This window comes from Rhizobium sp. BK418, assembly GCF_004341105.1.
Taxonomy (GTDB): domain Bacteria; phylum Pseudomonadota; class Alphaproteobacteria; order Rhizobiales; family Rhizobiaceae; genus Rhizobium.
In genome coordinates, this window is record NZ_SLZK01000007.1 from 139,201 (window position 1) to 163,711 (window position 24,511).

A 24,511-nucleotide genomic window follows, 5' to 3' on the forward strand; every position below is an offset into this window, starting at 1 on the left:
CTGCGGTTTTAGTTGATGCGGCGAAACTTATTCGCCGCATCAATCGCAGCCTTCTGCTGATCGTCCTCGATGCCGAGGTAGAAGTCCTCAAGCGACGGGTCGCTCAGTCCTGCCCGCCGAGACAGGACGTACCATTTCGCGGCTTCGATCGGATCAGGTGCCGTGCCGAGCGCATTGATGTAAAGATGCGCAAGCTTGTTTTGCGCAACGACATTGCCCCTGTTAGCTGCAAGCTTCAACCATTCGAAACCGCGCACGTAATCCTTCGGCCCGCCGACCCCGTTGACCAACCAGATACCCATGTCGAGCTGGGCCGTATCGAAGCCCGCGCGTGCCGCGCGCGCCATCCATTCGCGAGCCAGCCGTTTCTTATCCTCTGGAATATCCGGCACCTGCTGATAGATCTGCGCCACTGCATATTGCGCGTCTGCGACGCCCTGCTCCGCCGCCTTTTCATAGTAAGGCAAGGCGAGCTTCAGTCCTTTGTCGCCGGGATTGTCGGCAACGAGCGTCTGCGCCCAGTTGAATTCGGCGGACGAATTTCCGCCGTCGGCCGCCTTGCGCATATATTCGTCGGCCTTCGCCTTGTCGCGCGTGACATTGTTGCCTTCCATGAGGAGCAATGCATATTTGAACATCGCCGCCGGATCGCCGCCCTCCGCTGCCTTTCCATACCAGAAGGCGGCATTCTTCATGTCCCGCTTGACGCCAAGCCCCTGCGACAGGATTTCGGCAATCAGCGTCTGCGCCGCTGGATCGCCGAGCTGCGCCCGCGGCAGCGCCTTATCCATGGCGGTCAGATAATAACCGCGCTGATAGGCACCGAACGCTTCATCGATCGTACCCTTGTATTCCTTTTCAGGCGGCAGGTCGGGCAGCTTCGCACCCATGCGGTCGAAGACACCGACACCGTCGGAGGGCACGGTACCGTCCTTCGGCTGCGGCCGATTGGCCCGGAACGTCTGGCTGGGCGTTGTGGAAGGTGCGGTAATTGCGTCATTCGCCTGCGCCCACGCAAACTCCGGTGAAACCGCCAGCAGGGCAGTCATGCATAGGAGGGTGTATCTCAAAGGACGGGCAGGGATCGGCATGAGCGCGATATCAATCCTCAAACCGTGGCGCTTTTTCGTCAAGCAAGGCATTGATCTGAGCCACGATCGAGGGCGCCTGCGCCGGTTCTGCAAACACGCCCATGCGCATTGCGACGAACTCCGCGCCGGTCTCGGCAACGGCAAGCGCGGAAGCCGGGTCGGTGCCGCCCATCACGATGCACGGGATTTCGATCATCGACGCCCACCATTCGGCAAGCGCCAGGTTCTTCGGATGCGCCTCCGGCTTGATGTCGCCGTCGAGTTTGCCGAAGAAGATATAGTCCGGCCGCTCCTCGCCGACTTCCAGCGCCGTGTGCCGGTCGGCCGCATTGCCGCCGCCGACGATCAGTTTGTCTGCGTAACGATCGATCGCATCGGCAATCTCGCTTGCCGGTCCGGTAATGTGCAGGCCATCGGCTTTCGAACGGCCGACGACGCGGCTGTCGCCGGCAATCAGCGCCGCAGCACCGGCGTTCTGAATGATCGGCACAAGCTTTTCAGCATGTTTCTGGAAGCTGCCATCATCGAGATCGTATTGCGGCAGAATGACGGACGCGACATCACCGCCTTTCAACGCGTCGGCAACGATCTTCACCCGTTCATCGGCGTCGGCCATATCGGGTACGACAAGAACAAGACGGCAGCGGTTTTCCGGTTCGATCATGAAGTCTTTCCATCTGCGGCGGTTTTTCCCGCTCTATGGCGGATCCGCACTCGTTTTGAGTGAGTAATTCCGATAGAGGGGGCTTGCAAGGGGAGGAACTTCAAAAGCATGCCACTAGATTTGACATTCTATTACGCCGCAGTCCCGGCTGTCATCCTTGTCGGGCTGGCCAAAGGCGGAATGGGCGATGCTTTATCGCTGATCGGCCTTCCTTTTCTCGCCCTCGTCGTCGCCCCCGTCGAAGCCGCCGCAATCCTGCTGCCGATCCTTGTCTTCATGGACATGATATCGCTGGTCATCTGGCGCCAGCACGGCGACTGGACGACGCTTAAGATCATGCTGCCGGGCGCCCTTCTCGGCATTGCCTTCGGCTGGGCCACCTCCGCTCTCGTGCCGGGCAGCGTGTTGCGCATTCTCATCGGTGCCGTCACGGTGGCCTTCTGCCTGCGTTACTTCTGGAACAATTTCGGCCCCGGTAAGGGGATAATGATCCCGCCACGCCCCCAGCGCCCGGCGCTGGCAATTCTCTGGGGCACGTTTTCCGGCTATGGCAGCTTCGTCGCCCATGCCGGCGGTGCGCCCTTCCAGATTTACGCCCTGCCTCTCAAATTGCCCCCGCGCGAATTCACCGGCACCAGCGTACGCTTCTTCGCCATTCTGAACGCGGTAAAACTCGTTCCCTATTTCGCGCTCGGCCAGCTCGACACCCGCAATCTCCTGGCCTCCGCCACGCTGCTGCCCTTTGCCCCGCTGGCGACAATTACCGGCGCATGGTGCGTGCGGCGCATGAAGCCGGAGATATTCTATCCCTTCATGTATGCCATGGCGCTGATCGCTGCTTTCCTGATCTTGCGCGAAGGCATACTCGAATAGGTTCACGTCCCGTTGCGATGCACAATTTCCTTGCCGGAAAAGCTTGTTTGACGTAGCGTTTTAACCATGTCGAACACGGACCCTTTTGCCGCGATTGCCGATCCGAACCGGCGGTTTCTGCTGGAGGAATTGCGGCGCGCGCCGAAAACGGTCAATGAGCTTGCCGAGGGCCTGCCGATCAGTCGCCCGGCCGTGTCGCAACACCTGAAGGCGCTGCTTGAAAGCAACCTCGTTTCCGTGACCTCGGAAGGCACGAAGCGAATTTACACGGTCAACAACCGCGGCTTCGACAAACTCAATCTGTGGCTGGATCAGTTCTGGGCCTGAAGCGCCCTCTTCTCGCAAAGACGCCAGCCCGATGCCGCATGCATGGACTGGCGCTTGATCACGGCAAATCACCGGTTCTTGCTTCAATTGCTAGAAATTGGTTGGTTTCACCTTTTCTCTGCAAGACTGATGTCTGCGATAGTCTTGGGAAAGATCAATGGACGGATGACTTGAGACGCTCGATCTCGTCCTTGATGCGCAGCTTACGGCGCTTGCATTCGGCAATTTCAGTATCGGAAATAGAGGGAGATGTTCTCAGGGCATGCAACTCCTCCTCGAGAGCAACATGCTTTTTCTGGAGCGATTCAAGATGAGCTTGAACAGTCATTTGACCCTTCCTTCCTCTTACCCCTCCCCAGCTATCCACCGCTGGAGATCCAAGGTGTCAACCAGCGGACTGTGACACATTTTTGAAGGCTTGTCGAAGGCCAAAAGATGGAGACTAAGCGGCAAATTCATGATCAACACTAACTTCCCGTTACCTCTATTTGGTGATAGGAGCTTGCGGAAATTATCGGCAGACCGGACAAGGTCCGAAGACGATTACGGGGAATGCAGATGGCCGATCAGGAACAGGCGGAAATCAGGCTCATGGTGGCGCGTCTGCGTCAGGAGCACGAGGATTACGATGCCGCGATCAACGCCATGATCGAGACGGGGTGCGATGCTCTGCGCATCCAGCGTATGAAGAAGAAAAAGCTGGTTATCAAGGATAAGCTCTCTAAGCTGGAAGACCAGATCATCCCCGACATCATCGCCTGAAGGAACAATTGTGACGATGACAGACAGACCGCCCGTCGCCATCATTATGGGCAGCCAATCGGACTGGGAAACCATGAAGAATGCGGCCGATACACTGGAGGCGCTCGAAATCGAGTATGACGCGCGGATCATCTCGGCCCATCGCACACCCGACCGGCTCGTGAATTTCGCCAAGGGCGCACGTGCCGAAGGCTTCAAGGTCATCATTGCAGGCGCCGGCGGCGCGGCCCACCTTCCGGGCATGACGGCGGCCATGACGCCGCTGCCGGTTTTTGGCGTGCCGGTCCAGTCGAAGACCATGTCCGGTCAGGACAGCCTGCTCTCCATCGTTCAGATGCCAGGCGGCATTCCCGTCGGCACGCTCGCCATCGGCAAGGCAGGAGCGATCAACGCGGCGCTTCTTGCCGCTGCCGTGCTTGCCCTCTCCGATGACGAGATCGCCGAGCGCCTCGACGAATGGCGCGAACGCCAGAGCGCCTCCGTCGCCGAATACCCAATGGACGATCTCTGATGGTCAGGACGATAGGCATTATCGGCGGCGGCCAGCTCGGGCGCATGCTTGCCATGGCCGCAGCGCGGTTGAATTTCCGCACGGTCATATTGGAGCCGCAGACCGATAGCCCTGCCGCCCAGCTTGCCAATTACCAGATTACCGCCGCCTATGACGACCCGGCAGCGCTCGCCGAACTGGCCGGGCTCTGCGATGTCGTTACCTACGAATTCGAAAATGTGCCGGTTGCTGCTGCCGAAACGCTGGCAAAGACCGTGCCGGTCTATCCGCCGCCGAAGGCGCTGGAAGCCGCACAGGACCGCCTGATCGAAAAACGCTTCATCAATGGCTGCGGCATTTCGACGGCTCGTTTCCATGCGATCGACAGTCAGGCCGATCTCGAATCCGCGTTGAGCGATTTCGGTGGTCAGGGTGTTCTGAAAACCCGTCGCCTTGGTTATGACGGCAAGGGCCAAAAAGTGTTCCGCTCATCGGCCGACAGCGCTGACGGCGTCTATGCAGAGCTCGGCTCGGTACCGCTCATCCTCGAAAGCTTCGTCGCCTTCGAACGCGAGGTCTCGATCATCGCCGCCCGCGCGATCGACGGCACGGTGCTCTGCTTCGATCCGGCCGAAAACGTCCATCGCAACGGCATTCTCCACACATCGACCATACCGGCGACAATTTCCGGTGCCACTGCCGATGCCGCGCGCAAGGCGGCCGAGCAGATCCTGGCCGCGCTCGATTATGTCGGCGTCATCGGCATCGAGTTCTTCGTTCTGGCCGATGGCAGCCTGATCGCCAACGAGATGGCGCCACGCGTTCACAATTCCGGCCACTGGACCGAAGCGGCCTGCATCGTCTCCCAGTTCGAGCAGCATATCCGCGCCATTGCCAGCTTGCCGCTCGGCAATCCGCGCCGCCATTCCGATTGCGTGATGCAGAACCTGATTGGCGACGATATCCTTGCCCTCTCGGACTGGCTGAAGCGTGACGACACGCTTGTGCATCTCTATGGCAAGACCGAATCGCGCCCCGGCCGGAAGATGGGCCATGTGACGACGCTAACCGGCAAAGCTCCCTGAGCCGTGACCTGGGAGCACCTGAAAACCACGGAAAAAAGCCTTCACGTGGTTGACACAGGGCAGAGGCCGGGTTATCTGCTCCCCCACCTAAAGAGCGCGCCCAGCCGGCGCGCTTTTGATTGTTAAAGACACGGGCGAATGTGAATTCCCCCAGAAACATCGCGGATCAGAAAAATGAAGATCAAGAATTCGCTCAAGTCGCTCAAGGCGCGTCATCGTGACAACCGTCTCGTTCGCCGTAAGGGCCGCATCTACATCATCAACAAGCAGAACCCGCGCTTCAAGGCTCGCCAGGGCTGATCGCGCGTATCCGGTTTGCCTGCTCGTAGGCGGGCATATCGGTTGGTTGCTTCGGTGATCACGTCAAATTTGTTTGATCTTCAGCAGTGGCGGGCTAATATGTCCGCCATGCGCTTTTTTGCTATGACCTCAGCGGCGCTGCCGCTTGCTCTCATCCTGTTCGCTCCCGCTCTTCCTGCTATGGCGCAGCAGAAGGATGTTATTGTCGAACAGCCGGCCAATACAGATTCCTCCCCCCGGCAGCGTCTCGATCAGCTCTATGTACAGTTGAAACGCGAGCGCGACCCCGACAAGGCAAGCAGCATCGCCAATCAGATCCGCATGGAATGGAACGATTCCAACAGCGCGACGATCAATCTCCTGATGCAATGGGCCGATAAGGCGATCGAGGAAAAGCGCAATCCGGCAGCCCTCGACTTTCTCGATGAGGCCATCGCCCTGAAGCCGACCTATGCTGAAAGCTGGAATCGACGGGCAACGCTGAACTTCGTGCTTGGCAACTATCGCAAGTCGATGGCCGATATCGAGCAGGTGTTGAAGATCGAGCCCCGCCATTTCGGCGCCTTGTCGGGCATGGCTGCCATCCTCGCCACCACAGGCAATGATGAAATTACCCTCAAGGCCTGGGAGCGCGTTCTCGATATCTATCCTGCTGACCGCACCGCGCAGGATCAGGTCAATACGCTCTCGGAAAAGCTTGCCGGCAACCGCACCTGACAGATCCGGTGTCCACTTGACGGCGTAAGAAGGCGCACAATCTTGAACTGAAGATTGTCGTCATTGTGCGGTTGAGACTATGCTTGCCGAAATCTCTGCCCTTCTCGTCCCCGTCGTCGCCGCCATCGGCTATTCCTCCTACAAAGCCCGCCAATTCGAATATGCCTACCCCAATATCGGCGAACTGACCGATATCGGCGGCTATCGCATGAATGCCGTGCATGTGCCTCGGCCGGAAACCGCCGATCTTCCAGCTCTGGTTTTCATTCATGGCGCGAGCGGCAATCTGCTGGACCAGGCCGGTGCCTTCCGTGAAGCACTGCAAGGCCGCGCTGAGATGCTCTTCGTCGATCGACCGGGTCATGGTTATTCGGAACGCGGCGGGCCTGAAAATGCCCTGCCTTCGGGCCAGGCTGACGCCATCGCCAGGCTGATGGAAAAGCGCGGCATCGAAAAGGCGATCATTGTCGGCCATTCCTTCGGCGGCGCGATTGCTGCGGCCTTCGGTGTCCGCCACCCGGACAAGACGGCGGGTCTGCTCTTTCTCGCGCCGGCCTCCCATCCATGGCCGGGTGGTATCGACTGGTATTATCATGTCGCAACGGCGCCTGTTGTCGGCTGGCTCTTCAATCATGCAGTCGTCGTGCCGCTTGGCCTGCACCGGTTGGAGCGTGGCACGCTGAACGTCTTCCGCCCCAATCCGCGGCCCCTCGATTACGTCGCCAAGACCGGCCCGTCGCTGGTGCTGCGGCCGCGCGCCTTTTACAACAATGCCAGCGATTTCAAACGGCTGCATGAATATCTGACGGCTAACGCGCCACACTATTCCAAGATATCGGCGCCAACCGTCATCATCACCGGCGACAAGGATGAGATCGTCTGGGAGCACCTGCATTCGCGTGGATTGGCGCGGGACATCAAGGGATCGGAACTCGTCACCGTTAAGGGCGTTGGCCACAAGCCAGATTATCTTGCAACCGATGTCGCTATCGCCGCCATGGAGAAGATTGCCGGCAGACCGCGCGATCTTGCAGCGATGGCCCGCAAGGCCGAAGAGCGGCTGGCCGGCTCTTCCATCGATCAAACCGTCGGAACGGTGCCGCCATCGATGGTATATTCAGCACCGTGAATGGAGGCGGCACGCGGCGAAGCCAGGAAAGCCACGAGTTCGGCCACCTCTTCCGGACGTCCCGGCCGGCCGATTGATATGCCGCCGAGCGAGTCCATCAACAGCTTACGGCCACCCTCTTCATCGGTGCCTGCTTCCTGTGCGATGCGCCGGATCAGGGCCGTCGCTGCCGTGGTCTCGATAAACCCAGGTGCAACGGCATTCACACGAATACCTTTTTGCCCGACCTCCTTCGATAATCCCTTGCTATAGTTCGACAATCCGGCCTTTGCCGCCGCATAGGCAAGCGTCGCTTCATACAGCGGCAACCGCCTTTGGATCGATGAAATATGAACGATGACACCGTGGCCGCGCTCGATCATGCCGGGCAGGAAGGCCCTGTCGAGCCGCACGGGTGCCATCAGATTGGCATTGATATCTGCCTGCCAGTGCTCATCGCTGAGCACTGCAAAACCGCCGCTCGGCGCCGATGACCCTCCGACGTTGTTGATGAGAATATCGAGACCGCCGAAAGCACCCAGCACTGCCGAGGCTACGCTGTTGACGCCCTCCGCCGTACTGATGTCGGCCTGAACGAACAGCGACGGCATCTGCCCCTCTGGTAGTGACGAGCGCGCCGTTGTCGCGACCCTCGCGCCAGCAGCCGAAAATCGCCGTACGATCGCCTCACCCATACCCTTGGTGCCGCCTGTAACAAGAACACGTTTGCTGATGAACTCGTTCGGATCGAACCGAAAAGCCGGTGCGGCGCTCATGCATCGATCTCCAGGTGCGTGATGGCGCCGCCAGCAAGCGTGAAATGATAATGCAAGGTGACGGGACCGCCGGGAAAATTGCCGTCGACCAATGCAGCCACGACCGGCGCATCAGCTTCACCGGAGATTTCCTCGGGATCGACGGTCACACCATATTGGCGCGTCGTCTCCTCCATCCATTCGCGGATTTCGGCATGACCCCGCCTGTCTTCGCCCTCATCGCGCACGCTGGCATCAGCGGCAAAGCAGGCGAGCATGCCGTCGATATCCTTCTGGTTCTTGGCAGCGTAATAGGCGGCCAGTGGTTTCGGAAGCTCTATACTCATTCGCAAACTCCTCTTCGGTTGCCTCGCGAAAAGAATGGGCATAGGCTTACCAGATGACAAGAACCTACAAAAAAGTCAGGTACTTACCTGAAAGTAAGGTGATGCGATGACCCCTTATTCCGCCGCAACCGGCGTCGAGAACGTGCTGAAGATTCTCGAAGGGCGCTGGAAGCTGATCATCCTCTTCCACCTCTTCGGCGGCAAGGTGTTGCGCTTCTCTGATCTCGAACGCGCAATTCCCGCCATCTCGCAAAAGATGCTGATCCAGCAGCTGCGCCAGATGGAAAATGACGGCATCGTGCGGCGCATCGTCCACCATCAGGTGCCGCCCAAGGTGGAATATCGTCTGACTGATTGGGGTCAGGCCCTATGCCCCGCCTTGGACGCACTGTTGAAATGGGCAGCCCTGAAGGACAAGGACCTGACCGGCTTGATATTCACTCCCGAGGAGGCCGCCGGCGAGACGGCCTGACGCAATCAAGCAGCAAGGTGAATGCCGCCGTCGCAGGTGAGAACGTGACCGCTCATGAAAGTATTGGAGGCCAGAAAGGCCACGGCCTTGGCGACGTCATCGGGCTGGCCGATGCGGCCGACCGGCGTGCGTCCGGCAAAATCCTGGAAGACGGCCTGACGCTGCTCTGCGGGCAGGAAATCCCACCACGGCGTATCGACGACACCAGGCGAAACGCCATTCACGCGCAACGGCTTCAATTCGGCTGCGAGCACGCGCACCATCGCCTCGATGCCGGCATTGACCGCGGCCAGACCAGCAGTCCCTGGCATGGCGGCCTGCGCGCTGACGGCGGAAACGAAGGTAATGCTGCCCTTCGGCTTCAGGAAAGGCAGAGCCACCTGCGCTGCTGCCGCCTGAGGGATCAGCTTCGTCTGGAAGCCCGCCAGCAGATCGCCCATATCAAGCGTCGGGAACGGGCCGGCACCATGGCCGCTGCCAAGCGCCAGCACCAGATGATCGAACGATCCGAGACTTTCGAAAGCCTGCCTGACCGCGACGGGATCTCGGCCATCGATCGCGATCGTGGCGATCTCGCCGGAAAGATTGTCAGCCGCCGTCTTGAGCCTCGCCTCGTCCCGTGCAGCGATGGTGACTCGAAATCCCTGTTCCAGAAGCAGTTTGGCCGTGGCGAGGCCGATACCCGAAGAGCCGCCGATAATGACGGCATGCTGTAATGACATGAGAATACTCCCTTGAATGATCAAACTCCCGACATTCACAGTCGGGAGCGCTCTCATCTTGCGGAGCTCGAAAATCGTAAACAGGCCTATTCTTATCCTGGTATCGATGCTGATATGATAGCTGCTATGGATCAGAAACTGGATACATTCGATGCTCGCCGCCGCGAGTTCGCAGCCTTCCTGCGATCTCGCCGTGAACGCCTGCGACCGACCGATGTCGGTCTGCCGGAAGGTTTTCGCCGCCGCACACCCGGGCTCAGGCGGGAAGAACTCGCGATGTTGGCCGGCGTCGGCACGACCTGGTACACCTGGCTTGAGCAAGGCCGCGACATCCATCCTTCCCCGCAGGTGCTGAATGCGCTGGCGGATGCGCTACGCCTCGATGAAGCAGAACGTCAGCACCTTGTCACCCTGAATAGTCGCCAGCCGCCGCAACCGCTTTCTTCGGTGCCAGAAGTGGTCGACGAACCGCTTCGCCGAATGCTTGACAATCTCACCCATCAGCCGGCCTATGTGCTCGGTCGCCGCTGGGATGTCCTTGCCTGGAACCGTGCCGCCGACCTGCTCTTCGGCGGTTATGACCGGCTGGGGCCGGACGAGCGCAACACCATGCACCGGCTCTTTGCCGATGATTTCCATCGCAGCCTGCTGGTCGATTGGGAGGCAGTCGCCCGCGTTTCGCTCGCCATGTTCCGCGCTGACAGCGCCCGTTATGCCGGGGATCCGGATTTCGAGCGGCTGATCGCCCTGCTTGATCGGCAGAGCCCGGAATTCCGAGCCTGGTGGCCGCGCCATGAAGTCTTGGCGCCGCTGACGGGCATCAAGCGCCTGAATCATCCGGTGAAAGGTCTTATGTCCTTCGAACATACCGGCCTAGCGCTGATGAGCAAGCCCGACATGAAACTGATCGTCTATACGCCTCTCGGCGAGCACGACACCAACAGGAAACTCGCAGAGCTTCTCGCCTGATCATTGCCTGCCGTTGAATTGACGCCATATCTCTTCCGTCGCTGTCTCCGAGGGGAAAATAATGGACCGCATCCACGGAAAATCCGTCTCAATTCTTGCTGCAATCTCACTTTGTTTCGCACCGCTTCCCGCTTTTGCCGCCTCGCCGGCACCTGTCGAAGCGGAACATGGTATGGTCGTCACCGCTCAACATCTGGCAACCGATGTCGGCGTCGAGGTGTTGAAAAGCGGCGGCAATGCCGTCGATGCCGCAGTCGCCGTCGGATACGCCCTGGCCGTCGTCTATCCGACAGCTGGCAATCTAGGCGGCGGCGGCTTCATGACGATCCGCATGAAAGATGGGAAAACAACTTTCCTCGATTTCCGTGAACGTGCACCGCTTGCCGCCACCAAGACCATGTATCTCGACGCCAAGGGCGACATCGTCCCGCGCGCCAGCCTCGATGGTTACCTCGCCATTGGCACACCCGGCTCGGTCATGGGCTTCGAAACCGCCCGAGAAAAATACGGCACCAAAAAACGCGAGGAACTGATTGCTCCGGCTCTGAAATACGCGAAGGATGGCTTCATGCTGGAGCAGGGCGACGCCGCCAGTTTTGCCGGCAGCGCCAAGCGGCTTGCCAAGGATGAGGAGGCCGCAAAAATCTTCCTGAAAGCCGGCGGCAGCCCATATTCGCCCGGCGAAAAGCTGGTGCAACCGGACCTTGCCGCCGTCCTGCAATCGATCTCGGATAAAGGTACCGATGCCTTCTACAAGGGTGCGCCAGCCGATGCTATCGTCAGGGCGAGCCAGGCCAAAGGCGGCATTCTCGCCAAGGAGGATTTCGAGCAATACCAGGTGCGGGAATTGAAGCCGATCGAGTGCAATTACCGCGGCTACGACATCATTTCCTCGCCGCCCCCCTCCTCCGGCGGCGTCATCATCTGCGAGATCCTGAACGTTCTCGAAGGTTATCCACTCTCCTATCTCGGCTACGGATCGGCTGATGCCGTACACATTATGGCCGAGGCCATGCGTTATGCCTATGTCGACCGCAACGCAGCTCTCGGCGATCCCGATTTTGTCGACAACCCGGTTAGCAAGCTGCTGGACAAGAAATATGCCGCCGAAATCCGCGGCAAGATCAATCCCTACAAGGCCGGCACATCAGCCAATCTGAAGCCGCTCGGCGGCAAGGAAAGCACCGAGACGACGCACTACTCCATTATCGACGACGAGGGCAATGCCGTTGCCGTAACCTATACGTTGAACGGCTCCTTTGGCGCCGGTGTGGTTGCGCCCGGCACCGGCGTCTTGCTCAACAACGAGATGGACGACTTCACCTCCAAGCCCGGCGTGCCGAACCTCTACGGCCTTGTGCAGGGCGAAGCCAATGCCATCGCCCCAAAAAAGACGCCGCTCTCGTCCATGAGCCCGACCATCGTCACCAAGGACGGCAAGCCGTTCATGGTGATCGGCAGCCCCGGCGGCTCGCGCATCATCACCATCACGCTGGAAGCGATCCTCAACGTCGTCGATTTCGGCATGGACATCAGCCAGGCCGTCAATGCCCCGCGCACCCACCACCAGTGGCAGCCAGACACTGTCTATCTGGAGCCCTATGCCCTGTCCCCCGATACGGAAAAGGCGCTCGCCGCCATGGGCTATAAGCTTGATGGCGGCAATGATGCGCCAGTATGGGGACAGGCAGCCGGCATCCTCGTCGGCGGCAAGAGCCTTGCGGCCATCGAGAAGGGTGGGGGAGCCCGCTACAATGGCGCGATGGACAACCGCGCGACCGAAGGCTCGGCCAACGGTTATTGATCGCAGGCTTCAGCGGTTCTAACCCGCACGAATTCGCCGTCGATCTCGACACGCGGCATGATGCCCGGCACGCTCGGCTGCCGGGCATCAACCCACGAGGCCTTCGCTGCCACTCGGTAATCCACCGGCACATTGACTCCGAAACCGGAAAGATCGGGAATTGCAGTCGTCGATATCCTGTCCGGCAGAGCGGAAACGGAGGCCGCGAAAAACACCGGCATCACGAGAAGAACGGTCGTCGAAATCCGTCCATGAATGAAGCCCTCCCGTTGAGGACAGTTTCAGGATGGATTTTCGGGACGGGTTTCGAGACCTCGATCGTGATCCGGGTCGACCGCGAACGCAATCGGGTTCATTCTGCGGCCATTGTTGCTATCCGGAAATCGCCGATGATCTTCGTTCCCCTACCCTTCGTCGTGGCGCTGCTGCTTGCGATCCTTCTGATCCGCATGCTGCGGCAGGGTGATGGGTCGTTCGCCGAAAAGCGGCCTTTCCTGCTGCTGATCGGGTTCTACATCATCCAATCCGTGGTGATCGGCATCCGCTGGGGTTACGACATCATCGATATCATGCCGCTGCAGTCCCTGATGGCGACGATGATCGCGGCCCTCGCCTGGGTTTGCTTCAAGGGGCTTGCCATGGAAGAGCAACCCACCCTCTCCCGTTTCTGGCCGCATCTTCTGCCGGCAGCGGCAATCGTCATTTTCATCGCCTTGTACCCGGAGCCGATCAGCCTCGCCATCATCCTGATCTTTATTGCCTACGGTATCGCCCTGCTCTGGCTCGCCCGGCGCGGCCCGGATGCGCTCGTTGCCTCCCGTCTCGACGGCGCGGTGCTTTCCTATCGTTCGCTGCAGATCACCGGTTTTGCACTTATCGCCTCCGCCGTCACCGACATCGTGATCAGTTTCGATTTCACCCAGGCCGGCGGTATCCATGCAGGAGCCATCGTTGCGCTCGGCAATGTCATCGCGCTGTTGATCCTTGGCACTGCCGCTTCGGTGGCGGGCAACGGCAGCACGATGGACGCGGCATCCTCGGAGCCGCCTCCACCACCGCCGGCGACGGAGGAAGACGGAGCGGTCGCGGCAGCCCTCGACGCCCTGATGCATGCTCGTCAGCTCTATCGCGATCCCGATCTCAATCTCAGCCGCATCGCCCGGAAGATGAACCTGCCGGCGCGGCGCGTCTCCATGGCGGTCAACCGCATCCACGGCATGAGCGTCTCGCAATATGTGAACGACCTCCGCATCCGCTCCGCTTGCGAGCAGCTGGTTACGACTGATCATCCCGTAACGCAGGTGATGTTTGACTCCGGCTTCATCAGCAAGTCCAACTTCAACCGCGAATTCGCACGCTTGAACGGTGAAAGTCCGACGCAATTCAGGAAACGACGTGTTCCGCGGGAATCGGGTGGCGCTGCGTCCAATGTCATATTCATGTCACCGTGACAAAGTCGCCGTTCACAATCATAGATGCGCGATCTATGCATGTGCGGCATTAAAGCAGAAGAGATTCCCATGGCTTCCATTGAAATGATCGTTGCCGCCAGGGCCCGCCTGCGTAGACATGCGCGGCGCACGCCGCTTCTCTCCTCCCCCTTCCTCGATGAAATCGCCGGCCGGCGGCTGTTCGTGAAGGCCGAATGCCTTCAGCATTCCGGCTCCTTCAAGTTCCGCGGCGGCTGGTCTGCCGTCTCCGGCATTGATCCGGAACTGCGCAAGAAGGGCGTCATCGCTTTCTCCTCCGGCAACCATGCACAGGGTGTGGCACTTGCTGCACGCATGCACGGCGTCCCCTGCGTCATCATCATGCCGAGTGACGCTCCGAAGCTGAAGATCGCCAACACACGCGCCTTCGGCGCAGAAGTCGTACTCTACGACCGCGCCAATGAAGACCGCGACGAGATCGGCGCAAAACTGTCAGCCGAACGCGGCCTGACGCTCATCAAGCCCTTCGACGAGCCGCTTGTTATCGCCGGCCAGGGCACGACCGGGCTGGAAATCGCCGAACAGACGGAAGAGGAAGGAGTTCGGAATGCCGAAGTCCTCGTTCCCTGCGGCGGCGGCGGCCTGACCTCCGGCATTGCGCTGGCCCTGGAAGCGAGCGCGCCAAGCTTTCGTGTCCGCCCTTGCGAGCCGGAAAACTTCGACGACACGACGCGGTCGCTTGCCTCAGGCAAGATCGAGCGCAACGCCGCCCTCACAGGTTCGATCTGCGACGCGATCGTCACGCCGCAGCCGGGCAATATCACCTTCCCGATCCTGAAGCGTCTGGCGGGGCCGGGTGTCGTGGTGACCGACGATGAGGCACTGCGCGCCGTTGCCCTTGCCTTCACGCGCCTCAAAATCGTCGTTGAACCGGGCGGGGCCGTTGCCCTTGCCGCGGCACTCTTTCACGGCGACCAATTGGACAGCGACACGGCTGTTGTTGTCACCTCAGGCGGCAATATCGACGCCGATGTGTTCACCAAAGCGCTGGAGCGTTTCGGCTGACAAAAACGTCCGCGGTGGCCTGCCGCGGACGATTCCGTTCCTGGCTGGCGGTCGTCAGGCGATCTTGTAGCGCGGTGCCGGCACCGAACGCGACAGGTTCGGCATCAGCGCCTGGCGCGCCTGCTCGTAAGCGCCCAGCAAGCCGGCATCTTCGAGCGCCGGGATCGTCGCGAATTCCCCCTCGGCAAGGCCGGCCAGTGAAGCATCGACCATGTTTTCTGCCGACATGACGATCTCGCCAGGCAGGTGCTCGACTGGCGTACCGGCAATGCCCCAGAATTCGGTAGCTGTAGCGCCCGGCAGCACGACCTGGACGCGGACATTCTTGTCGGCAAGCTCGTGCTTCAGTGACTGGCTGAAGGCGAGCACGAAAGCTTTCGTTCCGCCATAGACACCGTTGAGTATCTCGGGCGCGATGGCTACGATCGAAGCGATATTGATGATGGTGCCGCCGCCGCGGGCAACGAGACCGGGTACTGCTGCATAGGCCAGCCGCATCACCGCCGTCACGTTGATGTCGACCATCTCCTGCATTTTGTCGACGTCGGAGGCGAGCAGCGGCGCAGTGCCTCCGAAGCCGGCATTGTTCACCAGCATGGTGATGCTCTGGTCCTCCTTCAGCACCTTTTCGACTTTGGTGAGATCGTCCTTCTTGCCCAGATCCGCGGATAGTGTCTCGACGCTGCGGCCCGTTTCATCGGTCAGCCGGCTTGCCAGCGCCTTCAGCCGCTCGCCATTGCGGGCGACGAGGATGAGATTATAGCCCTGCTTTGCCAGCCGGTGGGCATAGATCGCGCCAATGCCCGAAGAGGCGCCCGTGACCAGCGCCGTACCCTTATGTTCTTGTGCCATGATCGTTTCTCCTTTTCGTACGCCGGCCCGATGCCTTGCGCTTGAGGAGAGTTTTACGCCCGATTGCCGATGTCCTGAATGTCATATATACCACCTTTTAGGACATCCTCTTTTCAGGACATGACACCATGCAGCAAATCGGTTTCCTGCTCTTTCCCGGCTTCCAGATCATGAGCCTCGCTGCCGTCTCGGCCTTTGAATTCGCCAATCTCGAGATCGGCGAGAAGGTCTATGAGATCCACTATGTCTCGGAGACTGGCGGCCCGATCGCCAACTCGCTTGGCATGATCATCGAGACGGAAGCCTTTGGCGATCCCGCTTTCGACACGCTGATCGTCGCCGGAGCACCGGACATCAAGCTGCCGAACGAGGCGGAGGCGAGGTTCATCCGCGCCGCACTTCCTGCCACGCGCCGCCTCGCCTCGATCTGCACCGGCGCATTCCTCCTGGCCGACGCCGGCATTCTCGACGGCCGTCGCGCCACGACCCATTGGTATCTCGCCCGTGAACTGCAGAGCCGCTACCCAGCAATCCGGATGGAAGAGGACCGCATCTACATCATCGACGGCTCCGTCTGGACCTCTGCCGGCATGACGGCCGGCGTCGATCTGGCACTCGCGATGGTCGAGAAGGATCACGGGCTGGAGATCGCCCGCGCCGTCGCTCGCATGCTCGTTGTCTACCATCGCCGCGCCGGCGGCCAGTCGCAATTTTCGGCCCTTCTGGAGCTGGAGCCGAAATCGGACCGAATCCAGAAGGCACTCGCCTACGCGCGCAGCAACCTGAAATCCACGCTTTCGGTCGAAGAGTTGGCCGAGGCCGCGCATCTGAGCCCTCGCCAGTTCAGCCGCACCTTCCGGGCCGAAACCGGCCAGTCGCCGGCAAAGGCGGTAGAGAACCTGCGGCTGGAAGCGGCTCGCCTGATGATGGAGCAGGGCCGCCATCCGATCGATGTCGTCGCCCGCGAGACCGGCTTTGCCGATCGCGAGCGCATGCGCCGCGCCTTCCTGCGCGCTTTCGGCCAGCCGCCGCAGACAATCCGCCGGGCGGCACAGCAGGAACTGCAGGCGTGATGTAACCGGCAAAGCTGGAGGCCTCCGCCCCGATCAAAAGCATCGTCCGCCACCGTCAAGAATCGCAGGTGGAGGAGGTGGAGAGGGTGGCGGAGGTTTTCTCCTAAGACTAGCCGGGGACCTTGCCAGACCGCTGGCGTAGGTGGCATCCGGCAGGTTTCAGCAAAGAACCTCCTCCACCTCCTCCACTTGATTTAAATACCTATATATCAATGGCTTGAACCGGCGGAGATAACCTCCGCCGAACCTCCTCCATTGAAGGTGAACCTCCGCCACCAAGCCCCTTTCGGGCGCAAAATGGCGCCCCTTCTTGTATCAGAGCATCTCTTGGGGGAGGTTACCTGAAGTGGAGGAGGTTCCGATACCACGCAACCTCCTCCACATCTGCCATGCCGCACAAACCTGTGCAGCCGTCTTGCGATACGCCTCAACCTTGCTGAAGCGCCCTACGGATGGCGATTTCGACAGGCGAGTAGGCGCCGTCCTCACGCGCAAGCTTTAGCGGCTCGGAAGGCGCGAGGCCCGGCTGCGCCATGAAGCGCGGCTCCTTGCCCCGATGCATCTGCGCGGCATGGATAAGGAAAGGATGGCACAGATAGACCGTGCCCGCCTGCCCGGTCGCCAGAGCAAGCGGCCGGTCCTCGCCCACGTGCTCCAGCCGCAGATGCGCCATGCCGGCTTTACCGGCCGGTTCCAGCATCTTCGCGATATCCTTGTGCGATCCAACCCGGATACGCGTCGGCGCGTCTTCTTCGCCGACATCCGAGAACAGGAAGAGCATCAGGAGCGCCCGTCCGCGCGAGGTGACGTTCACCCGCCAGGCGGAGAAATCCCGCTGTTCGCCAGGGTTTCCATCCTCGCCCGGAAAGCTCAGATCCACATGCCAGCCGGCATCGCCGGGATCATCAGGATGTGGAAAGCGAACGGGGAAGCTGCCAAGACCGTCACGCGGCTCCCAGCGTCCCTTACCGACAAGCTGATCGAAAGCCGAATGCAGCACGGGCATGTTGACCGCAGCATTGAACGGTCCGCCGCCATAGCCGGCAAGCCGTACGACCGGCCGCACCCAGCTCTTCGGATCATCGGCGGCGAAAGGAATGTCCCGCCACATGATGGCGCGGGCTTCCTCGGCTATATCTCGGGGAAAAGCATCATCGATTCGCACAAAGCCGTCCTCGATGAATTGTTCGATCTGCACGGCGCTAAGCGCCGGCGGGTAACCAACAGGTGTCATGAAATATCTCTCTATCGCCAACCCTGCCGGCATTGTCCATTGGCCTGACGCAGGTGGTTGCAGTCCACGGCAAACACGCCAGCCAACGGGCTGGTCAGGCGGCCGCATCTTCTTTGCCCAAGGGCGGGGCCTTAAAGGCTCAAGAAGAAGACCGTAGCGATGTTGAGAGCGATCATTTTCATAGCGGATCAAGGCTATCGGGGTTCGCTGGTAGCGTCAACCGGCTGAGCAGAACATCGAGATCCCAAAGCGCCCCTCTCATCCAACCCGCCGAAGCGGCTTTGGCTCATCAGATGCGATCGAAACCTCCCTCACCGCTTCATGTACCGACTGCAACACCAGTTCCGCCAATCTGGCGGTTGCACCATCCGGCTCCGCCTCGGCTCGATGCAACACCAGGCCAAGCTTCGGCAGCTCCGGCAGACCGGCCTCGCCGGGCGCCAGCATCCGCACTTTGCCCGGTAAGCCAATCGGCGTGCGTACAGTAATGCCGAGCCCGGCAGCTGTCGCCGCCCAGAGGCCGCCGAGACTGGGGCTGACGAAGGAGAGCCGCCAGGAAATCCCGGCCTCGTCCAGCACCTTGGTCGCGGCATTCCGCAGCAGGCAGGGAGCTTCGAGTGAAGCAAGCGGCATCGGCTCGCCGCCCGCTGTCCATCCCGACAGACCATTCGCCGGGCCGATCCAGCGCATCGGCACATCGGCGATATGCTCGCAATGTGCGGTCATGGTGCCCGCGCTCCAGGCGAGAGCAAGATCAAGCTTGCCCGTCGTCACGCGTTCGAGAAGTTCAGCATTGCGCACCACCCGTGCCTCGATCCGCACCTTCGGATGCGCGCGTGCAAAACGGCCAAGCACGTCGGGCAACAGGTTCTCGCCGAAATCCTCCTGCAGGCCGAGCCGTACCCAGCCTTCCAGCTCGACGCTTTGCACCGCTGCGACCGCCTCGTCGTTCAGATCGAGCAGTCGCCTTGCGTAGGCGAGCATCGTCTCTCCGGCTTCCGTCAGGGCGAGTCCACGCCCGGATTTGCGGAAGATCGCCGTGCCGGCCTGCTCCTCCAGTTTCTTGAGCTGCGCGCTGACAGCCGATGTCGAGCGTCCCAGCCGGTCGGCCGCCTTGGCGAAATTGCCAAGGTCCATACCGGTCGCAAAGGTTCTCAGCACATCCAGATCGAAGGTAATCCGTCGCATTCCACGATCCCGATTTTCAGGATGATCAATCCATAAAATTCTGATTTTTCGCATTATGGTGTCGTGGCATGCTTATTCTGTCAAGACAAAGAATAGGAGGCATCCAATGCCATTCGCTCGCATTTCCCTTTTGAAGGGCAAGTCGCCGGACTATCTGCGTAGCCTTTCGGACAATATTCACAAGGCCATGGTGGAGACTTTCAACGTGCCGCCAGCCGACCGCTTCCAAGTCATCCACCAGCACGAACCGGGCGAACTGATCTTCGACCGAAATTATCTTGCCGGCCCGCGCTCGGATGATTTCGTGTTGATTGCGATCACGACCGGCAAGCCGCGTACCCAGGAAACGCGCAATGCCCTTTTCCGCCGAATCGTCGAACTGCTGCAACAGTCGCCCGGCCTGCGTCCGGAAGACGTGATGATTGTCATCTCGACCAGCGAACCAGGCGAATGGTCCTTCGGCGATGGTCTGGCGCAGATGACCGAGCCCGGTTGGGAAGCGCGCGCGGGAGCTCCATCATGAGCGAAACTAACCCGAAGACGATGACCATCCGCCGCCCGGGTAATGCTGTTCGTTCGCCCGAAGGCATCTCGAATGCGCCCTTCTGGGTCGAAATGCTGCTCGACAATCAGGTCGATGGCGAAAACACCGCAATGCGCGCAACCCTGGATCCTGGCACGGTCACGCATTGGCATACGCATCCACGCGGCCAGTTGCTCTATGTGCTCTCGGGCATCGGCCTTGTGCAGCGCAAGGACGAGCCGGCCGAAGAAGTGAGAACTGGCGATGCCATATGGTTTGCGCCCGACGAACTTCACCGGCATGGGGCAGCACCCGACAGTCCCTTCAGCTATCTGAGCGTTCAGGGCTCAGAGAACGGACATTTCGTCGATTGGTTTGATAGCGAGGAGCCTCAGCCATGATGGCCATGCAATATTCCTTCACCCTCCCTGCCGATTACGACATGGAGATCATCGATCGCCGTATCCGCGACAAGGGGCCGGCGATGGACGGCTTCCCGCATCTCGGCTTCAAGGCCTTTCTGAGCGCCCGTCGCGGTGAGTTCGGCAGCCGGGAGAACCTCTATGCGCCCTTTTATCTCTGGAACCAACCGGAAGGCGCCAGCGATTTCATCTGCGGTCCCGGCTTTGCCGCACTCACGGATGCCTTTGGCCGGCCGCGCATTCGTCACTGGATCGTCTGGCATGCCCATGTCCTGCCGGACCTTGGCAGCGCCCGTTTCGCCGACAGCGAATACCTCGCGATCGAGCCTCATGTCTCTCTGCCCGGCTTAAGGCAACAGGAGATTGATTTGGCGAAACGGAAAGCCGGCAGCAAACATGTGCTCGCCCGCATCGCTGCCTTCGATCCGCATGATTGGACGATGGTGCGTTTCGGCCTCTATGCAGAGGCACCGACTATCTCGGGCACTAATCAGATCTATCGCATCGGCCACCTCTCTCGCGATTGAGGCAGCCGAAGCGAGATCGAAAATAGAAGCGCCCCTCTCTCGAGGAGCGCTTTGCATTCTCAGGTCTGAAAAAGATCAGATTCCGCTCTGGCCGTCAGAGCCGATATAAGCGATGCGCAGCATGTTGGTCGCACCCGGTGTGCCGAGCGGTACGCCGGCGGAGATGATGATGCGATCGCCGGGCTTGCCGAAACCTTCCGCAGCAACGATGCGGCACGCGCGGTTGACCATGTCGTCGAGGTCGGTCGCATCATGGGTGACGACGCAATGCATGCCCCAGACAACAGAGAGACGGCGAGCCGTCTTGATGATCGGCGACAGGGCGATGATCGGCACTTGCGGGCGCTCACGAGAAGCGCGAAGGCCGGTCGTGCCGGAAGAGGTATAACAGACAATGGCCGACAGCTTCAGCGTCTCTGCGATCTGACGGGCAGCGAGCGAAATCGCATCCGCGCCCGTCGCTTCCGGCTGGGCACGCTGGGCATAGATGATGCCCGGATAGTGCGGATCCTTTTCAACCGTGCTCGCGATCGAGGCCATCATCGAAACGGATTCGACCGGGTAGGCGCCGGAAGCCGATTCGGCCGACAGCATGATCGCATCGGCGCCTTCGAAGACGGCGATCGAAACGTCCGAAACTTCGGCGCGCGTCGGAACCGGCGAGGAGATCATCGATTCCAGCATCTGCGTGGCGACGATGACAGGCTTGCCCGAACGACGGCAGGCACGGATGAGCTGCTTCTGGATGCCCGGAACAGCTTCGAGCGGCATTTCGACGCCGAGATCGCCACGCGCGACCATCAGCGCATCGGAAAGCTCGATGATTTCCTCGATACGCTCCAGAGCCTGCGGCTTTTCGATCTTCGACATCAGGCCAACGCGACCGCGAGCGATCTTGCGCACTTCGGCAAGGTCATCGGGGCGCTGGACGAAGGAGAGCGCTACCCAATCAACATCGTCGGTCGCCAGAACCGCATCAAGGTCGGAGCGATCCTTGTCGGTCAGCGCACCAACGCCAAGGAGCGTGTCCGGCAGACTGACGCCCTTGCGGTCGGAAATGCTGGTACCGGCGATGACGGTCGTAACGATGCTCTTGCCGTCGCACTTTTCGGCGCGAAGCGCCAGCTTGCCGTCATCGATCAGCAGGCGATGGCCCGGCTGAACGGCTTCGAGAATTTCAGGATGCGGCAGGAAAACGCGCGTATTGTCGCCGGGGGTATCGATGTTGTCGAGCGTGAAGGTCTGTCCCGGCTTCAGCTCCACCTTCACACTGGCAAACTTGCCGACACGCAGCTTCGGGCCCTGGAGGTCAGCCAGAATGCCAATCGGCCGACCAGAGCGGGCTTCGACGGCGCGGATACGCTGCACCAGCGTACGCATCACGTCATGGCTCGCGTGGCTCATGTTGATGCGGAAAATATCGGCACCCGCCTGGTGTAGCTTCTCGATCATCGATTCCTCGGAGGAGGCCGGGCCGAGGGTGGCGAGGATTTTAACTTTGCGGTTACGCTTCATCAATTCTGGCTTTCTTGCGTCCCTGGGGTGTCGGAGAGTTGAACCATCCAGCTTCCCTGGCGGCCCGTATCGTATTCCTTGAATCCCATCTTTTGGTAACCACGGGCATAACAATCCTGTACACCCGTGATCTTGAATTCGTTTTCCGCCACGCACATCTGCACGTCACCCGTCCATCGGCCTCCCCGGGCGGCGTCTTCTGCGTAGAGGTAATAATAACGCGACTGCAATTCCCCCTCGATCAGCGTGGCGCAGGTCGTTGCCGGCACCTGCCACCAGCCCTCGGTGACCCAGCCATCCTTCGCCCGGTATCCAATCGCAACGCCAACCAGATTTTGCGTGCCATTGCATACACGGAAATCCGCGCGCGCGGCATCTGCAATGAAGAATGGCGAGGCGGCTGCAAGAGCGAACAATGCGAGACGGACCAAGGGTCCGGACCGCGTGAGGAAACTTGGCGAGGCTTGAATCAACACGGCTCCCAAATAGCTCCACGGTTATTCGTTATCCGTGTCTTCTTGCGCCGCCATCCGGCGAAAGTCAACGCAATGCTAATCGATTATATTTCCTTTCATAACCGTCCGCCGGGCGCATCTTGTCGCGCTGGCCTAACCCATCACGCTTGAACCAGTTGAAGGCGCATGCAATCACTGACCAAAGACGCAAAATGACAGCAGGCAATTTTCTGATGGAACATTTCCAACCCTTTGAAATCCTACCTGGCCAACATGACAAAGGCATGGTGATCCTCGGCGATCACGCTATGAACCGCCTGCCTAAGCGATATGACCAGCTCGGCCTGCCGGAAAGCGCCTTCATCAGGCACATAGCCTACGACATCGGAATCGAGGGGCTGGCGCGCAAGCTTTGTGAGCGGCTCGGTGTTCCCGGCGTACTCGGCGGTTTTTCGCGTCTGTTGATCGACCCCAACCGTGGTGAGGACGATCCGACGCTGATCATGAAAATCTCCGACGGCGCCATTATCCCCGGCAACCATCCGATATCGGCGGAAGAGTGGAACCACAGGATAGCAACCTTCCATAGACCCTATCACAATGCCGTGTCTGAGACGATCGACAGGGTGGCGAACGCGACGGGCAAGGCGCCGCTGGTGCTGTCCCTGCACTCGTTTACGCCCGCCTGGAAGGGTGTCCCCCGCCCCTGGCATGCAACGGTGCTCTGGGACAGCGACCACCGCGCCGTCGGCCCATTGCTCGAAAAACTGCGGGCCGATTCCGATCTCGTCATCGGCGACAACGAACCCTATGACGGTGCGCTGAAAGGTGACACCATGTACCGCCATTGCATGATCACAGGCATTCCGCACGCGCTTCTGGAAGTGCGCCAGGACCTCATCGGCGACGAGGCCGGCATCGACGAATGGGCAGAGCGCTTGGCGCCTATCTTTGCGGAGATGAACGCCGATCCGAGCCTTCATGCATACAGCGTGCATGCTTCACGCACCGGCCCTTATTGAGTGAAAGGACTTGGCTCATGACCACGCTCAGCAAAGAACAGCAGACTGAATTCGAGGCTGCCGCCTTTCGTCGCCTCGTCGCACATCTTCGCGAACGCACCGACGTGCAGAACATCGACCTGATGAACCTCGCCGGCTTTTGCCGCAACTGCCTGTCCAACTGGTATCGCGAGGCTGCGGAGGCCGAAGGTGTTGACATCAGCAAGGACGAATCGCGCGAGATCGTCTACGGCATGCCCTATGAAGACTGGAAGAACCTTCACCAGACGGAAGCATCGCCTGTGCAAAAGGCAGCTTTTGAGGTGAACAACCCGCACAAATAGACTCCACGGCCTCAAATCGCCTTGACGCTGGCTGCACTTCGCGGCAGTCACTGGCAACCCGATGCATTTCCCGAAATCAGGAGAACACGATGTCTGATGCACATGGCGTCGCTCGCGATCAGCTTCGCGCTTTTGTCGAGCGCATTGAACGCCTGGAAGAAGAAAAGAAGACCATCGCCGACGACATCAAGGACGTCTATGGCGAAGCCAAGGGCATGGGCTTCGACACCAAGATCCTCAAGAAGGTTGTCGCGCTCCGCAAGAAGGACGAGCAGGAGCGCATGGAAGAAGATGCAATCCTCGACACCTATCTGCACGCTCTCGGCATGATCGAATCCCCGCCGGAAGGCTGAGGATCTGCTCAACCACGTTTTGCGAAAGCCGCCTTCATGGCGG

Annotated in this window: 32 protein-coding genes; 20 read left to right on the top strand and 12 right to left on the bottom strand. The window is 60.2% G+C overall.

All coding sequences use genetic code 11. The annotated features are described in order from the left end of the window. Positions 1 to 8: 8 nt before the first annotated feature. Both EV281_RS25080 and EV281_RS25085 read right to left on the bottom strand, forming a co-directional pair. Entirely contained in the window at positions 9 to 1,091 is a 1,083-nt protein-coding gene (locus EV281_RS25080) for a tetratricopeptide repeat protein (RefSeq protein ID WP_132656977.1), read from the bottom strand. A 10-nt stretch (positions 1,092 to 1,101) separates the two neighbouring features. Beyond that, complete coding sequence (locus tag EV281_RS25085) at positions 1,102 to 1,755, bottom strand: thiamine phosphate synthase (protein ID WP_132656978.1); 654 nt, start codon at positions 1,753 to 1,755, stop codon at positions 1,102 to 1,104. A gap of 108 nt (positions 1,756 to 1,863) precedes the next feature. Here EV281_RS25085 and EV281_RS25090 point away from each other — a divergent pair, with 108 nt between their 5' ends. Continuing rightward, a complete protein-coding gene (locus tag EV281_RS25090) occupies positions 1,864 to 2,628 on the top strand; it encodes a sulfite exporter TauE/SafE family protein (RefSeq protein WP_132656979.1) in 765 nt (254 codons plus the stop codon). Between the two features lie 66 nt (positions 2,629 to 2,694). Continuing rightward, on the top strand, positions 2,695 to 2,955 hold the full coding sequence (locus EV281_RS25095) for a metalloregulator ArsR/SmtB family transcription factor (RefSeq protein ID WP_025669780.1): 261 nt from the start codon (positions 2,695 to 2,697) through the stop codon (positions 2,953 to 2,955). A 154-nt stretch (positions 2,956 to 3,109) separates the two neighbouring features. Here EV281_RS25095 and EV281_RS25100 read toward each other — a convergent pair whose 3' ends face one another. Next, on the bottom strand, positions 3,110 to 3,283 hold the full coding sequence (locus tag EV281_RS25100; protein WP_132656980.1) for a DUF465 domain-containing protein: 174 nt from the start codon (positions 3,281 to 3,283) through the stop codon (positions 3,110 to 3,112). 230 nt (positions 3,284 to 3,513) lie between these two features. Between EV281_RS25100 and EV281_RS25105 the strand changes: the two genes are divergently transcribed. From EV281_RS25105 to EV281_RS25130, 6 genes are all read left to right on the top strand, one after another. After that, the gene (locus EV281_RS25105) at positions 3,514 to 3,717 is read left to right on the top strand and encodes a DUF465 domain-containing protein (protein WP_007826473.1); all 204 of its coding nucleotides are present in this window, start codon (positions 3,514 to 3,516) and stop codon (positions 3,715 to 3,717) included. A 16-nt stretch (positions 3,718 to 3,733) separates the two neighbouring features. Further along, the gene (gene purE, locus EV281_RS25110) at positions 3,734 to 4,228 is read left to right on the top strand and encodes a 5-(carboxyamino)imidazole ribonucleotide mutase (protein WP_132656981.1); all 495 of its coding nucleotides are present in this window, start codon (positions 3,734 to 3,736) and stop codon (positions 4,226 to 4,228) included. Beyond that, positions 4,225 to 5,292, top strand: coding sequence for a 5-(carboxyamino)imidazole ribonucleotide synthase (locus tag EV281_RS25115; protein ID WP_132657245.1), 1,068 nt, complete (start codon positions 4,225 to 4,227; stop codon positions 5,290 to 5,292). Before purE ends, EV281_RS25115 begins: the two co-directional genes overlap by 4 nt. Before the next feature lie 174 nt (positions 5,293 to 5,466). After that, positions 5,467 to 5,592, top strand: a complete 126-nt coding sequence (ykgO, locus tag EV281_RS25120) for a type B 50S ribosomal protein L36 (protein ID WP_109457334.1) — start codon at positions 5,467 to 5,469, stop codon at positions 5,590 to 5,592. A 99-nt stretch (positions 5,593 to 5,691) separates the two neighbouring features. Beyond that, complete coding sequence (locus EV281_RS25125; RefSeq protein WP_132656982.1) at positions 5,692 to 6,309, top strand: hypothetical protein; 618 nt, start codon at positions 5,692 to 5,694, stop codon at positions 6,307 to 6,309. 79 nt (positions 6,310 to 6,388) lie between these two features. Further along, entirely contained in the window at positions 6,389 to 7,438 is a 1,050-nt protein-coding gene (locus EV281_RS25130; RefSeq protein ID WP_132656983.1) for an alpha/beta hydrolase, read from the top strand. Here the strand turns inward: EV281_RS25130 and EV281_RS25135 are convergent. Then, a complete protein-coding gene (locus tag EV281_RS25135; protein ID WP_132656984.1) occupies positions 7,390 to 8,193 on the bottom strand; it encodes an SDR family oxidoreductase in 804 nt (267 codons plus the stop codon). The two genes, EV281_RS25130 and EV281_RS25135, sit on opposite strands and share 49 nt — an antisense overlap. Beyond that, positions 8,190 to 8,519 (bottom strand): nuclear transport factor 2 family protein, encoded by a 330-nt coding sequence (locus tag EV281_RS25140; protein ID WP_132656985.1) that lies wholly within the window; start codon positions 8,517 to 8,519, stop codon positions 8,190 to 8,192. Before EV281_RS25140 ends, EV281_RS25135 begins: the two co-directional genes overlap by 4 nt. Positions 8,520 to 8,625: 106 nt before the next feature. On the opposite strand from EV281_RS25140, the gene EV281_RS25145 reads away from it, so the two are divergent. Continuing rightward, positions 8,626 to 8,991: a helix-turn-helix domain-containing protein gene (locus EV281_RS25145; RefSeq protein ID WP_132656986.1), complete on the top strand. Its 366-nt coding sequence runs from the start codon at positions 8,626 to 8,628 to the stop codon at positions 8,989 to 8,991. 5 nt (positions 8,992 to 8,996) lie between these two features. Here the strand turns inward: EV281_RS25145 and EV281_RS25150 are convergent, their stop codons facing one another. Further along, entirely contained in the window at positions 8,997 to 9,713 is a 717-nt protein-coding gene (locus EV281_RS25150) for an SDR family oxidoreductase (RefSeq protein WP_132656987.1), read from the bottom strand. A gap of 114 nt (positions 9,714 to 9,827) precedes the next feature. Between EV281_RS25150 and EV281_RS25155 the strand changes: the two genes are divergently transcribed. Together EV281_RS25155 and ggt are read left to right on the top strand one after the other, a co-directional pair. Beyond that, a complete protein-coding gene (locus EV281_RS25155) occupies positions 9,828 to 10,682 on the top strand; it encodes a helix-turn-helix transcriptional regulator (protein ID WP_132656988.1) in 855 nt (284 codons plus the stop codon). 61 nt (positions 10,683 to 10,743) lie between these two features. Further along, positions 10,744 to 12,486, top strand: a complete 1,743-nt coding sequence (ggt, locus tag EV281_RS25160; RefSeq protein ID WP_132656989.1) for a gamma-glutamyltransferase — start codon at positions 10,744 to 10,746, stop codon at positions 12,484 to 12,486. Here the strand turns inward: ggt and EV281_RS25165 are convergent. After that, positions 12,480 to 12,707: a hypothetical protein gene (locus EV281_RS25165; RefSeq protein WP_165911953.1), complete on the bottom strand. Its 228-nt coding sequence runs from the start codon at positions 12,705 to 12,707 to the stop codon at positions 12,480 to 12,482. The two genes, ggt and EV281_RS25165, sit on opposite strands and share 7 nt — an antisense overlap. A gap of 168 nt (positions 12,708 to 12,875) precedes the next feature. On the opposite strand from EV281_RS25165, the gene EV281_RS25170 reads away from it, so the two are divergent. Both EV281_RS25170 and EV281_RS25175 read left to right on the top strand, forming a co-directional pair. Continuing rightward, on the top strand, positions 12,876 to 13,937 hold the full coding sequence (locus EV281_RS25170; protein ID WP_132656991.1) for a helix-turn-helix domain-containing protein: 1,062 nt from the start codon (positions 12,876 to 12,878) through the stop codon (positions 13,935 to 13,937). Positions 13,938 to 14,006: 69 nt separating this feature from the next. Beyond that, the gene (locus EV281_RS25175; protein ID WP_132656992.1) at positions 14,007 to 14,981 is read left to right on the top strand and encodes a threonine/serine dehydratase; all 975 of its coding nucleotides are present in this window, start codon (positions 14,007 to 14,009) and stop codon (positions 14,979 to 14,981) included. 54 nt (positions 14,982 to 15,035) lie between these two features. Here the strand turns inward: EV281_RS25175 and EV281_RS25180 are convergent, their stop codons facing one another. Continuing rightward, positions 15,036 to 15,833: an SDR family oxidoreductase gene (locus tag EV281_RS25180; protein ID WP_132656993.1), complete on the bottom strand. Its 798-nt coding sequence runs from the start codon at positions 15,831 to 15,833 to the stop codon at positions 15,036 to 15,038. A 128-nt stretch (positions 15,834 to 15,961) separates the two neighbouring features. Here EV281_RS25180 and EV281_RS25185 point away from each other — a divergent pair, with 128 nt between their 5' ends. Further along, complete coding sequence (locus EV281_RS25185; protein WP_132656994.1) at positions 15,962 to 16,906, top strand: GlxA family transcriptional regulator; 945 nt, start codon at positions 15,962 to 15,964, stop codon at positions 16,904 to 16,906. Between the two features lie 427 nt (positions 16,907 to 17,333). On the opposite strand, the gene EV281_RS25190 is transcribed toward EV281_RS25185, so the two are convergent. Beyond that, positions 17,334 to 18,140: a phytanoyl-CoA dioxygenase family protein gene (locus EV281_RS25190; protein ID WP_132656995.1), complete on the bottom strand. Its 807-nt coding sequence runs from the start codon at positions 18,138 to 18,140 to the stop codon at positions 17,334 to 17,336. Positions 18,141 to 18,398: 258 nt separating this feature from the next. Beyond that, positions 18,399 to 19,328 carry a LysR substrate-binding domain-containing protein gene (locus EV281_RS25195; protein ID WP_132656996.1) on the bottom strand — a complete coding sequence of 310 codons (930 nt, stop codon included), beginning with the start codon at positions 19,326 to 19,328 and terminating at the stop codon, positions 18,399 to 18,401. Between the two features lie 106 nt (positions 19,329 to 19,434). Between EV281_RS25195 and EV281_RS25200 the strand changes: the two genes are divergently transcribed. The 3 genes from EV281_RS25200 to EV281_RS25210 are packed head-to-tail and all read left to right on the top strand — an operon-like array spanning position 19,435 to position 20,800. Beyond that, entirely contained in the window at positions 19,435 to 19,851 is a 417-nt protein-coding gene (locus EV281_RS25200; protein WP_132656997.1) for a tautomerase family protein, read from the top strand. Next, complete coding sequence (locus EV281_RS25205) at positions 19,848 to 20,252, top strand: cupin domain-containing protein (protein WP_132656998.1); 405 nt, start codon at positions 19,848 to 19,850, stop codon at positions 20,250 to 20,252. The genes EV281_RS25200 and EV281_RS25205 overlap by 4 nt, the downstream gene beginning before the upstream one ends. Next, the gene (locus tag EV281_RS25210; RefSeq protein WP_132656999.1) at positions 20,249 to 20,800 is read left to right on the top strand and encodes a DUF4865 family protein; all 552 of its coding nucleotides are present in this window, start codon (positions 20,249 to 20,251) and stop codon (positions 20,798 to 20,800) included. The genes EV281_RS25205 and EV281_RS25210 overlap by 4 nt, the downstream gene beginning before the upstream one ends. Before the next feature lie 75 nt (positions 20,801 to 20,875). Here EV281_RS25210 and pyk read toward each other — a convergent pair whose 3' ends face one another. Further along, complete coding sequence (gene pyk / locus EV281_RS25215; RefSeq protein WP_132657000.1) at positions 20,876 to 22,315, bottom strand: pyruvate kinase; 1,440 nt, start codon at positions 22,313 to 22,315, stop codon at positions 20,876 to 20,878. Then, on the bottom strand, positions 22,315 to 22,788 hold the full coding sequence (locus EV281_RS25220) for a DUF1036 domain-containing protein (RefSeq protein WP_132657001.1): 474 nt from the start codon (positions 22,786 to 22,788) through the stop codon (positions 22,315 to 22,317). The genes pyk and EV281_RS25220 overlap by 1 nt, the downstream gene beginning before the upstream one ends. A 215-nt stretch (positions 22,789 to 23,003) precedes the next feature. Between EV281_RS25220 and EV281_RS25225 the strand changes: the two genes are divergently transcribed. The 3 genes from EV281_RS25225 (at position 23,004) to EV281_RS25235 (ending at position 24,468) form a co-directional block, all read left to right on the top strand. After that, positions 23,004 to 23,792, top strand: a complete 789-nt coding sequence (locus tag EV281_RS25225; RefSeq protein ID WP_132657002.1) for an N-formylglutamate amidohydrolase — start codon at positions 23,004 to 23,006, stop codon at positions 23,790 to 23,792. Between the two features lie 17 nt (positions 23,793 to 23,809). Beyond that, positions 23,810 to 24,115: a DUF1244 domain-containing protein gene (locus tag EV281_RS25230; RefSeq protein WP_132657003.1), complete on the top strand. Its 306-nt coding sequence runs from the start codon at positions 23,810 to 23,812 to the stop codon at positions 24,113 to 24,115. Between the two features lie 89 nt (positions 24,116 to 24,204). Continuing rightward, complete coding sequence (locus EV281_RS25235) at positions 24,205 to 24,468, top strand: DUF2312 domain-containing protein (RefSeq protein WP_007822869.1); 264 nt, start codon at positions 24,205 to 24,207, stop codon at positions 24,466 to 24,468. Positions 24,469 to 24,511: the final 43 nt, after the last annotated feature.

What these genes read in the sequence shown, in the direction of transcription:
- EV281_RS25190 (WP_132656995.1), bottom strand. Translation starts at nt 18,140, where the DNA reads ATGACACCTGTTGGTTACCCGCCGGCGCTTAGCGCCGTGCAGATCGAA.
- ykgO (WP_109457334.1), top strand. Translation starts at nt 5,467, where the DNA reads ATGAAGATCAAGAATTCGCTCAAGTCGCTCAAGGCGCGTCATCGTGAC.
- purE (WP_132656981.1), top strand. Translation starts at nt 3,734, where the DNA reads ATGACAGACAGACCGCCCGTCGCCATCATTATGGGCAGCCAATCGGAC.
- EV281_RS25170 (WP_132656991.1), top strand. Translation starts at nt 12,876, where the DNA reads ATGATCTTCGTTCCCCTACCCTTCGTCGTGGCGCTGCTGCTTGCGATC.
- EV281_RS25210 (WP_132656999.1), top strand. Translation starts at nt 20,249, where the DNA reads ATGATGGCCATGCAATATTCCTTCACCCTCCCTGCCGATTACGACATG.
- EV281_RS25150 (WP_132656987.1), bottom strand. Translation starts at nt 9,713, where the DNA reads ATGTCATTACAGCATGCCGTCATTATCGGCGGCTCTTCGGGTATCGGC.
- EV281_RS25165 (WP_165911953.1), bottom strand. Translation starts at nt 12,707, where the DNA reads ATGCCGGTGTTTTTCGCGGCCTCCGTTTCCGCTCTGCCGGACAGGATA.
- EV281_RS25230 (WP_132657003.1), top strand. Translation starts at nt 23,810, where the DNA reads ATGACCACGCTCAGCAAAGAACAGCAGACTGAATTCGAGGCTGCCGCC.
- ggt (WP_132656989.1), top strand. Translation starts at nt 10,744, where the DNA reads ATGGACCGCATCCACGGAAAATCCGTCTCAATTCTTGCTGCAATCTCA.
- EV281_RS25205 (WP_132656998.1), top strand. Translation starts at nt 19,848, where the DNA reads ATGAGCGAAACTAACCCGAAGACGATGACCATCCGCCGCCCGGGTAAT.
- EV281_RS25100 (WP_132656980.1), bottom strand. Translation starts at nt 3,283, where the DNA reads ATGACTGTTCAAGCTCATCTTGAATCGCTCCAGAAAAAGCATGTTGCT.
- pyk (WP_132657000.1), bottom strand. Translation starts at nt 22,315, where the DNA reads ATGAAGCGTAACCGCAAAGTTAAAATCCTCGCCACCCTCGGCCCGGCC.
- EV281_RS25090 (WP_132656979.1), top strand. Translation starts at nt 1,864, where the DNA reads ATGCCACTAGATTTGACATTCTATTACGCCGCAGTCCCGGCTGTCATC.
- EV281_RS25195 (WP_132656996.1), bottom strand. Translation starts at nt 19,328, where the DNA reads ATGCGACGGATTACCTTCGATCTGGATGTGCTGAGAACCTTTGCGACC.
- EV281_RS25130 (WP_132656983.1), top strand. Translation starts at nt 6,389, where the DNA reads ATGCTTGCCGAAATCTCTGCCCTTCTCGTCCCCGTCGTCGCCGCCATC.
- EV281_RS25080 (WP_132656977.1), bottom strand. Translation starts at nt 1,091, where the DNA reads ATGCCGATCCCTGCCCGTCCTTTGAGATACACCCTCCTATGCATGACT.
- EV281_RS25175 (WP_132656992.1), top strand. Translation starts at nt 14,007, where the DNA reads ATGGCTTCCATTGAAATGATCGTTGCCGCCAGGGCCCGCCTGCGTAGA.
- EV281_RS25095 (WP_025669780.1), top strand. Translation starts at nt 2,695, where the DNA reads ATGTCGAACACGGACCCTTTTGCCGCGATTGCCGATCCGAACCGGCGG.
- EV281_RS25135 (WP_132656984.1), bottom strand. Translation starts at nt 8,193, where the DNA reads ATGAGCGCCGCACCGGCTTTTCGGTTCGATCCGAACGAGTTCATCAGC.
- EV281_RS25185 (WP_132656994.1), top strand. Translation starts at nt 15,962, where the DNA reads ATGCAGCAAATCGGTTTCCTGCTCTTTCCCGGCTTCCAGATCATGAGC.
- EV281_RS25225 (WP_132657002.1), top strand. Translation starts at nt 23,004, where the DNA reads ATGGAACATTTCCAACCCTTTGAAATCCTACCTGGCCAACATGACAAA.
- EV281_RS25155 (WP_132656988.1), top strand. Translation starts at nt 9,828, where the DNA reads ATGATAGCTGCTATGGATCAGAAACTGGATACATTCGATGCTCGCCGC.
- EV281_RS25085 (WP_132656978.1), bottom strand. Translation starts at nt 1,755, where the DNA reads ATGATCGAACCGGAAAACCGCTGCCGTCTTGTTCTTGTCGTACCCGAT.
- EV281_RS25140 (WP_132656985.1), bottom strand. Translation starts at nt 8,519, where the DNA reads ATGAGTATAGAGCTTCCGAAACCACTGGCCGCCTATTACGCTGCCAAG.
- EV281_RS25235 (WP_007822869.1), top strand. Translation starts at nt 24,205, where the DNA reads ATGTCTGATGCACATGGCGTCGCTCGCGATCAGCTTCGCGCTTTTGTC.
- EV281_RS25180 (WP_132656993.1), bottom strand. Translation starts at nt 15,833, where the DNA reads ATGGCACAAGAACATAAGGGTACGGCGCTGGTCACGGGCGCCTCTTCG.
- EV281_RS25105 (WP_007826473.1), top strand. Translation starts at nt 3,514, where the DNA reads ATGGCCGATCAGGAACAGGCGGAAATCAGGCTCATGGTGGCGCGTCTG.
- EV281_RS25125 (WP_132656982.1), top strand. Translation starts at nt 5,692, where the DNA reads ATGTCCGCCATGCGCTTTTTTGCTATGACCTCAGCGGCGCTGCCGCTT.
- EV281_RS25200 (WP_132656997.1), top strand. Translation starts at nt 19,435, where the DNA reads ATGCCATTCGCTCGCATTTCCCTTTTGAAGGGCAAGTCGCCGGACTAT.
- EV281_RS25145 (WP_132656986.1), top strand. Translation starts at nt 8,626, where the DNA reads ATGACCCCTTATTCCGCCGCAACCGGCGTCGAGAACGTGCTGAAGATT.